This window comes from Parasphingorhabdus sp. (genome assembly GCF_059726685.1).
The window spans coordinates 2,133,253-2,146,297 of sequence record NZ_AP041068.1 but is presented as its reverse complement, the minus strand read 5'-3'; the positions used below and the strand labels follow the sequence as shown (position 1 = coordinate 2,146,297).

Sequence of the window (13,045 nt, the reverse complement as noted above, 5' to 3'; positions counted from 1 at the left end):
CATGACGGTAGCGATGAACAGTGAATATCACGATAATTTCCAGTCGGCGCAAGCCGAAGCTGGCGAGAAGCTTGACCGGAGCGTTCAAAAGTCACTGTTCGATCGCATGGAATGGCTGAAACAACTGCATGAGCAGTGTCTGCCCGATACTCAACCACTGATCGTTCATAGCGCCGAAAACGACGCGCAAGCGTGGATGTTTCTGACGAAAAAAAGGTTCGGAAACTATACCGCGCTCGCCAACTGGTATAATTTTACCTATCGACCAATTTTTACCGGGAAATTTGATGAAGTCACAAAGTTAGCTTTGCTTGCGGGGGTTGCAAAGAAGCTCAAGTCTCTTTCATATCATATTGAAATTGCTCCTGTTCCAGAGGAAGATTACGCCGCCAGTCTGACCGAACGCGCGTTTGAGCAAGCCGGTTGGGTGGTATTCAAATCAAAAGCGGATGACAATCATATCCTTGTCGTAAACGGCCGCACATTCGACCAATATTGGGCTGAGCGGCCTGGCCAACTACGCAACACAGTTCGCCGCAAGGCGAAGAAAAATATCGTTTCCATCCGGATCGAGACCGAATTTTCCGAAGAGCATTGGGCGGATTATTGCGATGTTTACGCCAAAAGCTGGAAACCAGAGGAAGGCAGTCCGGATTTCCTGAAAAATATTGCCCAGCAGGAGGCCGCAGCAGGATGCTTGCGCCTTGGCCTCGCCTATATTGACGGCAAGCCCGTTGCAGCGCAATTTTGGACCGTGGAAAATAGTGAAGCGCTTATCCACAAGCTTGCTCATATCGCTGATGCCACGAAATCATCGCCCGGCACTTTGCTATCCGTTGCCATGTTTCAGCATGCCATTGATGTTGATCGGGTGAAACTGATCGATTTCGGCACAGGTAATGATCCTTACAAGCGCGAATGGATGGAAGACGTCCGTACACGGTATCGTTTGGAGATGTTTTGGCCCAATAACCCTCTTTCCTGGTTGTCTATCCTGCGTCACCGGATGTCAGCCCTTGTAGGAAAGCGTTGATCGCTTTAGGGAAGCGCGGTTATCCGGATTCGGGGGTTTATTGATGTCGGAAAATACGGAATTGACGCCAGAAGCCGCTGTCCGTGCGGTCATGCAGGACATATTGGGACTGGACGAAGCACAGGTTGCTGCGTTTACCGCGGAAACTGAGCTTTTTGGTGCGCTACCTGAACTGGACAGCATGGCGGTTGCAGGGCTTTTGACCGAGTTGGAAGACCGTCTCGATATCATGATCGAGGATGATGAAGTCGATGGCGAGCTTTTCGAAACATTCGGAAATCTCGTTGCCTTTGCTGAGATGAAAGCAGCCGAGTGACGGCAAGGCTCGACTATTCGAGTTATCAGTTTCAAGGACATGATGAACTTTGCCTGCAGGTTGGCGCTATCCACGCAAAAACCATTCTGATCATCCCGCCGCTTTTCGATGAAATGAACCGCATGCGGCGGATGCTGGTCGACATGATGCGCCTGCTTGCCGAACATGGTATCGGCAGCATCCTGCCCGACCTGCCCGGCACCAATGAAAGCCTTTTCCCTCAGGAGCAGGCCAGTTTAAAAATTTGGCGGCAGGCGCTCGCGACTTGTTCCGAAACACTGTCCGAGCCGCATCATATCGCCTCATTTCGCGGCGGGTGCCTGATCGATGATTTTAATGATGATGCTAAAAAATGGCGGCTATCTCCTGCAAAAGGCTTAACTTTGTTGCGAACAATGATGCGTACGCGCATGGCCTCTGACAAGGAAGCGGGGCTATCCACGGATATGGCGCAATTGGTCGCAGAGGCAAAGCAAGGTCAGGTCGATCTTGCGGGCAACAGCATTGGTCATACCCTGTTTGCCGAACTCGAAGACGCCTTGCCCGCTCAGTCCGATAGCGTTCGCACGGTACAGCTAGAAAACAACACACAACAAGCCGATGTGCGGATCGCCGGCTCGGCGCTTTGGTTACGTGCTGAACCTGGTGACGACATGCTTCTTTCAGGCGCCATAGCGACCGACTTGGCAGCATGGGTATCGGCATGACGCGGTCCTTTCATCAATTTATATGCGAGGATACAATGCTCGCCGGCACGCTCGACAGCGGCACTTGGCCGACCGGACTATTGATTGTAAGCGGCGGCAATGAGATCAGGGCTGGTGCTCACTCCGGCATGGCCAAACTCGCAGAGGAGATTGCCCGCAATGGCTTTCCGGTCTTTCGCTATGACCGCCGCGGAATTGGCGATAGCAGTGGTAGCAATGAGGGGTTTTTGGAGACAAAAGCCGATATCGAAGCCGCAACGGAATATTTCCGCGAAACATGCCCTAAGCTTTCCAAGATAGTCGCTTTCGGCAATTGCGATGCGGCTACCGCTTTAGCGCTATTTGGCAACAATACAGCTATTGATCGCACCATATTGGCCAACCCGTGGGTTATTGAAGAAGCTGATCCAACCTCTCAAACGCCAACCAAGCCGCCACCGTCTGCCATACGGTCACGTTATTGGGAGCGTTTGAAAAATCCCAAGTCGATTATCGATCTATTTACCGGCAAGATCGACTTAAGAAAACTTGCAAGCGGCCTTAAACAAGCGACTCAAAAACAAGAAAATACCGATCTTGCCAATCGTCTTAAAAACGGATTGATCCGGCTCGACAAACCATGCCGCATATTGCTGGCTAACAGAGATACTACCGCTCGCGCGTTTCTTGCGGCATGGACCAGCAAAGACTTTGCAGCTGTCAGAGCGTTGTCGAACATTACCACCGAGGCACTAGATAGCGCGTCCCACAGTTTTGCCGATAACAAGTCCAAACGCTGGCTCGAAAACCAGCTTTTGGACGTCCTCAAAAATGCCTGATCATTCAGCCGCCAGCAGCTCAAACTCTTCTTCAGCCAGAAAACGCTCTGCATCAAGCGCCGCCATGCAGCCGGTTCCAGCCGCTGTCACCGCCTGCCGATAGACATGATCCATCACATCACCACAGGCAAACAGGCCCGGAATCTTGGTCTTCGGTGTGCCTGGCTCAACCTCAATATACCCCCCGTCGATCAGATCGAGATGGTCTTTGAATATCTCCGTTGCAGGCGCGTGACCGATGGCTACAAATGCACCATCCGTAGCGAGATGGCTTTTGTCACCCGTCTGCGTATCGATCAGATCAACACCGACCAGACCCTCCGGATCACCGCCACCGACAAATTTTTCCACCGTCTTGTTCCACAACACACTGATTTTCGGATTGGAAAGAAGCCGGTCCTGCAGAATTTTCTCAGCGCGCAAGCTGTCTCGGCGATGGATCAAGGTGACGTCATCGCTGTGATTGGTCATATAGAGCGCTTCTTCCACCGCGGTATTTCCGCCGCCGATCACGACCACTTTCTTGCCGCGATAGAAAAAGCCGTCACAGGTCGCACAAGCCGAAACGCCCTTGCCTCCTAGTTCTTGTTCGCCTTCGACGCCTAGCCATTTGGCTTGCGCACCGGTGGCAATGACCAGCGTGTCGCCTTCATAGATCGTTCCGCCATCACCAGTCATCCGAAAAGGCCGTTGCGATACATCAACACCTACAATCGTATCAAACATGGTGCGTGTGCCGACTTTTTCCGCTTGCGCCTGCATTTCCTCCATCAACCATGGGCCCTGAATGACATCACGGAACCCCGGATAATTCTCCACATCGGTTGTGATTGTCAGCTGACCACCCGGTTGCAGCCCCTGCACCACAATCGGTTCCAACCCGGCGCGCGCTCCATAAATAGCGGCACTCAACCCGGCAGGGCCAGAGCCCAGGATCAGCATTTTGGTACGATGTGTTTCGGTCATATTTTCATCCTAGATTCGTTTTATCCCACATAAGGATGCAGGGCCGCTCTCGGCAAGAGGTGAGAAGAGAAGAATCACTGTTGGCGGAGATAAGAGAACTATCGAGGATAACAACGACAAAGATGAGTTTTTCTCCTCAACCCATTTCCAAAATGTCGTTTCTCAAATTATCATTTTCGGCCCAGTTAATCGAATATGGATTTACGAACCCTTTTTCCCAGTTTTTCTGACTCTACCCAATTGCAGCGGTTCGTTGCTTGCTGGCGGACGGTTTTAAGTATCAGCGACCGATGATAGTTTTTAAGGATGTACTGCTATGTCTAGCAGTTGTCTGCATCTGGGGTGCAAGTTTCACTGTCGTCAAGATTGGCCTAGATGAACTGCCACCTCTTTTATTTATCGCTTGCCGATTTTTTGTTGCCGCAGTTCCAGCTATCTTTTTCATTCCTTTTCCCAGAACATCCATATGGAATGTTGTTGCGATCGGAACCTTTCTAGGCATTGTAAAATTTGGTCTGTTGTTTGTAGCAATGCGTCAGGATGCCAGTGCGGGGACGGCATCACTGCTGTTGCAGGCACAAATATTCTTCACGATTTTTTTGAGTTATCTGGTTTTTGATGAGAAGGTCAGACTGGGACAATTGACTGGCATCGTCTTTGCTGTTTTCGGATTCTTGTTCTTCTTCTTGAGTATCGGCGGAAACGTATCAAATTTCGGTCTGATGCTTTTGTTGGGAGCTGCGTTGGCATGGGCCATCGCCAATATCATCATGAAAGGGATGGTTGGCGTCAATCTTCTCCACCTTATGATCTGGGCCAGCCTTGTTCCTATCGTTCCGATGCTTGTTGCATCTCATTTCTTGGAAAGCTCAACACCGGTTTCACTGATTTTGACCCTTTCTCCCCAAGGATGGGCAAGCATTATCTACATGGGTTATCTTGCAACTGTTGTTGCTTATGCCATCTGGGGATGGCTGTTGCGCCAATATAATAGCGCCACAGTGTCTCCATTTGCATTGTTGATACCAATAGTTGGAGTTGCAATCTCCTCCCTATATTTGGATGAGACTTTTGGTCGGTGGGAAATGATGGGCATGCTGCTTGTCATGACAGGTCTGGTAATATGTGTGGTTGATGAGAAAATATTGTCGATTTACAAGCTCGCCCGCATTCGATTTGTGCGTTTCCGATACAAGAGCTAAACTATGCGCTGAATCAAATTCCGGTGCTGGAGCGCGTGTATATGGATAAACGGTTACCCCCACTAAACGCGATCCGAGCATTTGAAGTTGCAGCTCGACATCTCAGCTTTGTCCGCGCTGCCCAGGAACTGGGCGTCACCCAAAGTGCCGTTAGCAAGCAGATTCATTTGCTGGAGGATTTTATCGGAGCCCAGTTGTTCGATCGTTTACCCGGCGCACTCGCATTAACACTAGAAGGTCGCGCCCTTCGAGATTCTGTTTATCCCGCATTTCGGATTTTGGAAGAATCCTTCCAGCGATTTTCGAGAAAACCTCCTCGGTCAAAAGTAATTCGGTTGGCTACGGTGGCGTCATTCGCATCCCAGTTTTTAGTGCCACGACTTGCTTCATTTGCTGAACAGTTTCCCGACATAGAATTGGAACTGTTAACATCAGACCGCGTTGTGGATCTCACAAAAGAAGAAGTAGATCTAAGCATTCGTTATGGCGCCGGAGAATGGGACGGTCTGATTTCGAGGGAACTGGTGAAAGGTGAGCTAATTCCCGTCTGCGCGCCAGGACTGCTTGATGAAAAAGAGCAGAATATAGATACTCTTGTTGCTACCAATCGCCTGATACAGGTGTTTGCACAAAATGAGTGGAATCTCTGGGAGACAGAATCAGGAGTTGCACTGCCCAAAGTCGATCACCCCTTCATCATCGAACATTTCATGGTCGCTGCCAAAGCAGCCATTGGCGGGCATGGCCTTGCCCTATTACCAAGGCTTATTGTGCAGGAATATCTGACAAAAGGTGTATTGGTGGAGTTTTCCGAACCAATGAATTGGCATCATAGTTTTAGTGTTACCCACCTGCCCAATGCCGAGAAAAATCCAACCATTCAGATGGTGATTGACTGGTTATTCACCGAAGCGGCTTGATGGTTAGAACGACCCTATGATCACTATCAGTTAACTTGGGAAAATTTCTCCTGATCCTGTTGCCATATACTCGCTTTTTGAACTTCCCCTTTTGCACCATTTGTTTCGACAGCAATGCATTGACCAATCCAAACAGGCCGTTGCTGATACAAAAGGAGTATTTATGACAATTTCCAAACGACTGGATCCCTTCCCGGTAGCCTCCCCATATCATGGCATTTATGCTCACGGCGTTGAAACACCCGCCGGTGCGCGCACGCTGTACATATCGGGTCAAATTGGAGATTCCCCGGACGGCAGTCCACTATCTCCCACTGTGCAGGGCCAATGCCGGCAGGCGTTGAAAAATGTTGAGGCCGTTCTGAAAAAAGCCAATATGGAACTTGCAGATATTGTAAAAATGTCATTCTTCCTGGTGCGCCGAGAAGACATGGACGGGCTTGTCGAGGTTAGAAAAGAAATCCTTGATGGCGTACGACCAGCTATCACGACGGTATTTGTCGCCGGGTTAGTCTCACCCGACTGGTTGGTCGAAGTCGATGTCGTTGCTTGCGCACAATAAGTTCGATGCTGTTTTTTGCTTTGATGGAATATCGTCCTCAGCCACATTCTCCCCAAACGCTCTAGGTCACAGCTTTGAGTGATTTCAGGGCCTGACTGGGGGCTTCCCGGAACTCCCGGCGGTATAATTTGGCAAAGTGGCTGACACTGGCAAATCCGGACGCATCGGCAATTTCCGCAACCGTGTCGGCTTGACGAAGCAGGATGAGGTCACGGGCATAGCTTAGCCGTATCGATCGGATGAAGGCCGCTGGTGTCAGCCCTTGTGATTTTTTCAGCCGGCGGCCGAGCGTTTTTTCTGTAACCCCTAATTCGGAAGCGAGCGCGCCGGCACTAAAACCTCTCTGGTTCACATTTTCGATGACCGATTGGGTAGCGCGGTCCAGAAAACCCTGCTCCGATGGCGGTGTCAGTTTGTTATCGAGGCCGCTCGCCCGCAAGGCATTGAGCGTACTGCTTCTTGATACCGGATTCTGCTCTTGCTGATTCTCTGCCATGTCGATTTGATCCCGAAGCTTTATCGCTTCGGTCACAGCTGCATTCCGTTGTCTTTGCATGGCATTGATCATGATAGAGATCGCGATCATCATGAATATGGCTTCCACTATTGTCGAGCTGCTATAGCTGAGCGTGATCGGCCGCATCATGATGAGATCGAACGCCGAGCTTGTTTCCTTAACTGCGACCGGGAACTTGAAAAAATAGAGCGACGAGAAAAGGCCGAGGCTAAGCGCCACCAGAGACGCAAAAACCGGGACAGCTTGCTTTACGCCATCAAGCATTTTTCGCCCCGACACATAGAGCAGAATAAACGGGTTGATGATGAGCAGGATGGAAACCGGCGTTCCCCAATCCAATGGATCGATCATCGCCCATATTGTGCCAACCACGCCAAGGCCGGTTAACCAATGAAATATAGTCTGCTTTCTTTTGCGCGGATCGGTGTCAATGGTGAGGAGTATCCGGCAATATTGTATATTGGCGATCATCACCAGACCGGATGCCAGTTCAATAAACGGTCGCCACTGCTGCGTTGAAATGGTTGAGCCAAACAGGACGCGAGGCCACCCGTCATACAGGAATGTCATGCAGAACATGCCGACCAGATAAGCCGCATAAAATTGATAGAAACGCGGGTGGATATGCCGAAACAATATCAGGCTGAACAGGATCATGATAATGCAAAAGCCCAGCATCACGGCGGATATGGCGGTGAAGCCGCTGGACCAGCTCGACAGCAGATTAACCGATCCGATGACCGGTGTGACGGCGGGCGCATAGGTGCCCGAAACACGGGCATAGTAGGTTTCTTTCCCACCCGGTTCGATCCGGAAAGAGACAGCGGTTTGCAGCCTGTCATTGTCGCTTTGCGCCGCCGGGATGGTTCGGCCGTCTTGCGCTATCTGGACAAGCGCGTCGTCGCGCACGTGAAACAGGGTCACGTCATCCACCACGGTTTCCATGAACGATATGCCCCATGCCTTTTCGTCCGCATGCGGATTGCGGGCTGTGAATTTCAACCACAGCGCGCCGGGGGGTCGCGCGATATCAAACTGCTCTTCGCAGGGTATGAAGGTGAAGGTCTGGGCGGCTATCCTGTCCGCACTGATCGTTCCCGCCCTGTCCAGAAAGTAACTCGCCGCAAGTGGTTTTAACTGGCCGTTCGGCAAATCGGCGAGAATATTGATACTCGCCCTGTCTTCGCCGCTCTCAACACAGTTCTCACTACCACCCTGCGCGAAGGCTGCAGGCGGCACCACATGACTGCACAATAGCAACGCGACCCAAAAAAATACCGCTGCTCGCGTGAATTTCATCACGGTGATTCTTCGGAAAATAGCCACTTGCATGGTATTTCGAGACAGCCGCTAGACCATGAAGAGCGTATTTCGGACAAAATTGGATGCGTTTCGGACAATCTGGCCACGACCCCTTTTTCCCTCCCTTTACCGCTGTTTACATCATCTCAGAAACGGATCGGCAGTGCAATGGCTGGAAATGGCATATTGCAAACGGACGGACTCGGCCCAGCGCCAGTCATCGTCGTCGCCTCCATTTCTACGCCGGTTATCGACCAGAGACCGGCGGTTTGAAAGCACCGGGGAGGACCATATGAGCCACTATTTTACGCGCTGTCGCACGACCGAGATTCGAGCCTTCGAGGCTCGATGTCGAGGGGGCATGAGTAGGCACCCGCGGGAATGGGCGGGGTGCTCCCCGGTGTCCCGTCCGTTTCGCGCGTGCCAACCAAGCACTCCAGATATCCAACCGACATTATCGAGCCGACCCGCCCGCCAAGCCGCCGCACTGGCGCGCACCCCAATCAAGGAATTTGCATCATGACCCCTTCAATCAGAACCATCCGCTGCAGTCTTTTACTCGCAACCAGCATCGCGGCGCTGACCGCGGCCAACCCTGCTTCGGCGGAAACCTGCCTGCTCGATCGCAATAATAATGGCGAGGTGGATGCAGGCGCCGATAATGATGGCGGTGCCACGACATCTGGAGCTGATGATCGCCTAGCTTGCGGCGTTGGAGCATCAGCTGCCGGTAGGGATAGCACTGCGATTGGCGCAAACAGTACGGCCAGCGGCAATCAAGGCGTTGCGATTGGCTCTGGTAGCGCGGCGACTGAATTTGGAGCTACGGCTGTTGGAGAGGGCAGCACTGCTAGTGAATCAAACGCAATCGCAGTCGGCGTTTCAAGCACGGCATCCGGCTTTCGTAGCACGGCCATCGGTGGCGATAGCGAGGCTAGCGGTGCGAGCAGCACGGCGACTGGCGCTCTCAGCGAAGCAAGCGGTGCCAACAGCACAGCATCCGGCAACCTCAGTGAGGCCAGTGGCTCCCAAAGCACTGCCACCGGTGCCTCTAGCGACGCCACCGGTGTGAACAGCACTGCCACTGGCAGTTCTAGTGCGGCTAGAGGAGAAAGTAGCACTGCGACCGGAACTTTAAGTCGGGCCCTTGGCGACCGAAGCACCGCTACGGGCGTTTCTAGCCGGGCAACTGGTATCAACAGCACCGCCATTGGCTACTTGAGCTTGGCTAGCAACACTGGCAGCACCGCAAATGGTTCTAACGCCGAGGCCAGCGGTCTCAATAGTACCGCAAATGGTGCTAACAGCGACGCCAGTGGTCTCAATAGTACCGCTACAGGTGCGGCCAGTGAAGCCAGCGCCGCTACAAGCACTGCCACCGGGGTCAGAAGCACAGCCAGTGGGACGAACAGTACCGCGAGTGGGGCTTTTAGTGAGGCGACCGGCGACGATAGCACTGCCACTGGAACTGTTAGTGTGGCTAGCGGTCTTCTGAGTACCGCCACCGGTGTTGATAGCAATGCAACCGCAATCCGAAGCACTGCAATAGGTTCTGAAAGCCGAGCTACCGCTTTTGGTGCTACGTCGCTTGGCAGTTCCAGTGCGGCGACCGGTAGTGACAGCACTGCTATAGGCCGTTTCAGTCAGGCCAGCGGTCAACGGTCCATAGCGATCGGCGCCGATGGCCAGCTCGGGAACGGCATTGGTGCCGTTGCATCGGGTGACGACGCGGTCGCGATTGGTAATGATGCACAGGCGACCGCGCTCAATTCGGTGGCGCTGGGCGCAAGCTCGATAGCCAATCGCGCGAATACGGTGTCGGTAGGTTCGGCGGGCGCAGAACGACAGATTGTGAATGTCGCAGCGGGCACGGAAGATACTGACGCTGTTAACCTCGGGCAACTTACCGCATCCATCGCCACGGTCAGTGCAAGCAGCTGTCGCAACAATTCCAGCGGTAGGCTCGAATGTGGAAACGGGGCAACGGCAACAGGCGATAGAAGCACCGCTTATGGCTCCCGCAGTACGGCCAGCGGTGAAACCAGTACCGCGATCGGATATAGAAGTGAAGCCGTCGGTGATCGCACCACCGCGATCGGATACAGAAGTGAGGCCAGCGGTACAAATGGCACTGCGATCGGGCAGGCCAGTGTGGCCAGCGGTCTAAATGGAACCGCCATGGGAACCGGCAGCAGAGCAACCGCAACGAACACCACCGCAATTGGTGTTGTAAGTGATGCCACCGCTCTAAATGCCACAGCATTAGGCGCTTTAAGCGAGGCAACGGCGACCGCCAGCACAGCGATTGGCGTATCGAGTGACGCCACTGGCAATGACAGCACAGCCCTAGGCCGGTCGAGTATGGCTACGGCTATAGACACTACTGCAACGGGCGCCTTTAGTGCGGCGACCGGTATCAACAGCACAGCATTGGGCCACTCCAGTCAGGCCAGCGGTGACCGCTCTATTGCTATTGGCGCTGATGGCGAGGATGCAGATGATCAGGGCGCGACCGCATCTGCCAGCGGTGCAATTGCAATCGGCAATGATGCGCAGGCGACCAGCGAACGGGCGGTGGCCCTTGGTCTTGGTGCGATTGCATCCGGCTCCACTGCGGTTGGCGGGGGAGCCCAGGCCACTGGCGAGGGTTCCGTTGCTGTCGGTACGGATTCTCGAAGCACCGGTGCGCGTTCTGTTGCCATAGGCGAAGATGGCCGGGACCCCGATGCTCTGGGCGCGCGGGCCACGGGCGATGACAGCACGGCAGTCGGCAATGATGCATTGGCCAACAATGCCCAAGCAAGCGCGTTCGGATCCGGAAGTGCGGCGAGCGGGACCGGCAGCATAGCCATTGGAGCTTCCAGCCAGGCCAGTGCTGCACGCAGTACCGCCGCCGGATTTAGCAGCGTGGCCAGCGGTTTGGGCAGCGCCGCCATCGGGGCTTCCAGCGAGGCTATTGGTATCAACAGCACCGCTATCGGACGCGACAGTCTGGCCAGCGGGGTCGGTAGCACCGCTACCGGAAGTTTCAGTGAATCTAGCGGTATCAGCAGCACTGCCACCGGGCAGGCTAGTGTGGCCAGCGGTGAACGCAGCACCGCCATCGGAACTTCCAGCGACGCAACCAGTGCATATAGCACCGCACTCGGTTCTCGCAGTCAGGCCAGCGGTGACCGCAGCACCGCCCTCGGTTCAAGAAGTGTGGCCAGCGGTGACCAGTCTATCGCTATTGGTGCAGATGGCGATGATCCCAACAATATTGGCGCTCTTGCCGCTACCGCCTCCGCCAGGGGCGCGATCGCAATCGGTAATGAAGCGCAGGCAACGGCGATTAATTCAGTGGCACTGGGCGCTGGATCCATTGCTAATCGCGCTAACAGTTTATCGGTCGGCTTTGTCGGCGGTGAGCGGCAGATAACCAACGTTGCGGCCGGCACCGAGAATACCGATGCCGCCAATGTCGGACAGGTCAATGTCGTGGCGAATGCGGCCGCTAATGCCCAATCGACTGCCGATACTGCTCTCGCTAATGCGGCGACAGCGCAAAACACCGCAGATACCGCGCGCACAGAAGCCGCCGCAGCGCAGACCCGTGCGGATGAAGCCTTTGCCAGTGCGGCAACCGCCCAGACGACTGCCGACACCGCTCGTGCAGAAGCCAGGGCTGCACAGCTGGCCGCAGATCAGGCCGGGGCGGGCGTGGTCGATGCGCAGGCCAAGGCGGATGAAGCTTTTGAAAATGCCGTCAAGGCGCAAGCCAGTGCCGATGCCGCTCGCACGGAGGCAATGCAGGCGCAGACCGATGCCAATCGCGCGCTGGCGCAGGCCGAAGCCAACGGCGAAGAACTAGCCTATTTTGACAGCAACAGCAGCGGCCCCGGCGCCAGCGCCACCGGACAGGATGCCTTGGCCATAGGTACAGGCAGCGAAGCCAGCGGCCAAGAGTCTGTGGCCATCGGCGTTGGTGCCCAGGCGATAAATGGCAAAGCCGTCTCCATCGGCTCCAATAATATCGCCTCTGGCAATGGCGCAGTCGCCATCGGTGATCCCAATTTTGCAACTGGCACGGGCGCGGTAGCCCTGGGCGCGGACAACACCGCCACGGGCACGGGTGCGGTCGCCATCGGTAATCTGAATGTCGCGATTGGAAACGGCGCAATCGCTCTGGGCAATGGTGCTAGTGCCACAGGTGAAGGCGCCGTGGCCATCGGTCCGGGTGCTTTTGCAGACCGTGATAACCTAATCGCGCTGGGCGGCGAAGGCGCGACAGTGCGCATTTCAGGACTGACGTCCTCAGCCAGTCAGGCCGCGCAAGAAGGCGCACTCAGTCTCGTCACCACGGATGCCGCCGGTAACCTGGGCGCATTGAACATCGATGTCAGCAGACTGATCGACTTTGATGGACGTATCGCGGCACTGGAAACGCGAGCGGACCGATTGACAGAACGAGTCTCGCTTATCGATCGCCAAGCCAATGGCGGAATCGCTGCGGCAATGGCCATGTCCGGTGCCATGATCGTGCCAGACAGCACCATGTCGCTATCTTTCAATCTTTCCACCTATGGCGGACAACGCGGCTTTTCGACCGCATTTGTCGGCCGGTTGACAGAAAAAGTCTATTTCTCCGGCGGAATTGCAGGATCCTCAGTCAAGGGCACAACCGGTGCACGGGTTGGCTTTGCAATTGGCTTTTAGACGACTC

General features: G+C 54.3%; 10 protein-coding genes. 8 read left to right on the top strand and 2 right to left on the bottom strand.

What is annotated here, in order from left to right; genetic code table 11:
- Position 1: 1 nt before the first annotated feature.
- Genes AC6I9Z_RS10585 through AC6I9Z_RS10570 form a run of 4 tightly spaced genes read left to right on the top strand, consistent with a single transcriptional unit; the run spans position 2 to position 2,874 of the window.
- Positions 2-1,033, top strand: coding sequence for a GNAT family N-acetyltransferase (locus AC6I9Z_RS10585; RefSeq protein ID WP_461456893.1), 1,032 nt, complete (start codon positions 2-4; stop codon positions 1,031-1,033).
- 43 nt (positions 1,034-1,076) lie between these two features.
- The gene (locus AC6I9Z_RS10580) at positions 1,077-1,349 is read left to right on the top strand and encodes an acyl carrier protein (protein ID WP_109357150.1); all 273 of its coding nucleotides are present in this window, start codon (positions 1,077-1,079) and stop codon (positions 1,347-1,349) included.
- Positions 1,346-2,056 carry an alpha/beta hydrolase family protein gene (locus tag AC6I9Z_RS10575; protein ID WP_461455817.1) on the top strand — a complete coding sequence of 237 codons (711 nt, stop codon included), beginning with the start codon at positions 1,346-1,348 and terminating at the stop codon, positions 2,054-2,056. The genes AC6I9Z_RS10580 and AC6I9Z_RS10575 overlap by 4 nt, the downstream gene beginning before the upstream one ends.
- A complete protein-coding gene (locus tag AC6I9Z_RS10570) occupies positions 2,053-2,874 on the top strand; it encodes a hydrolase 1, exosortase A system-associated (protein ID WP_461455816.1) in 822 nt (273 codons plus the stop codon). The genes AC6I9Z_RS10575 and AC6I9Z_RS10570 overlap by 4 nt, the downstream gene beginning before the upstream one ends.
- Here AC6I9Z_RS10570 and trxB read toward each other — a convergent pair whose 3' ends face one another.
- On the bottom strand, positions 2,875-3,840 hold the full coding sequence (gene trxB / locus AC6I9Z_RS10565) for a thioredoxin-disulfide reductase (RefSeq protein ID WP_461455815.1): 966 nt from the start codon (positions 3,838-3,840) through the stop codon (positions 2,875-2,877).
- A gap of 257 nt (positions 3,841-4,097) precedes the next feature.
- Between trxB and AC6I9Z_RS10560 the strand changes: the two genes are divergently transcribed.
- The 3 genes from AC6I9Z_RS10560 to AC6I9Z_RS10550 all read left to right on the top strand — a co-directional run bounded on the left by AC6I9Z_RS10560 (position 4,098) and on the right by AC6I9Z_RS10550 (position 6,524).
- Positions 4,098-5,042, top strand: coding sequence for an EamA family transporter (locus tag AC6I9Z_RS10560; protein ID WP_461455814.1), 945 nt, complete (start codon positions 4,098-4,100; stop codon positions 5,040-5,042).
- Positions 5,043-5,083: 41 nt separating this feature from the next.
- Complete coding sequence (locus tag AC6I9Z_RS10555; protein WP_461455813.1) at positions 5,084-5,962, top strand: LysR substrate-binding domain-containing protein; 879 nt, start codon at positions 5,084-5,086, stop codon at positions 5,960-5,962.
- Positions 5,963-6,125: 163 nt separating this feature from the next.
- On the top strand, positions 6,126-6,524 hold the full coding sequence (locus AC6I9Z_RS10550; RefSeq protein WP_461455812.1) for a RidA family protein: 399 nt from the start codon (positions 6,126-6,128) through the stop codon (positions 6,522-6,524).
- A gap of 61 nt (positions 6,525-6,585) precedes the next feature.
- Here AC6I9Z_RS10550 and AC6I9Z_RS10545 read toward each other — a convergent pair whose 3' ends face one another.
- A complete protein-coding gene (locus AC6I9Z_RS10545) occupies positions 6,586-8,340 on the bottom strand; it encodes a helix-turn-helix domain-containing protein (protein WP_461455811.1) in 1,755 nt (584 codons plus the stop codon).
- 522 nt (positions 8,341-8,862) lie between these two features.
- Between AC6I9Z_RS10545 and AC6I9Z_RS10540 the strand changes: the two genes are divergently transcribed.
- Positions 8,863-13,038: a beta strand repeat-containing protein gene (locus AC6I9Z_RS10540; protein WP_461455810.1), complete on the top strand. Its 4,176-nt coding sequence runs from the start codon at positions 8,863-8,865 to the stop codon at positions 13,036-13,038.
- The last annotated feature ends 7 nt before the right edge of the window (positions 13,039-13,045 follow it).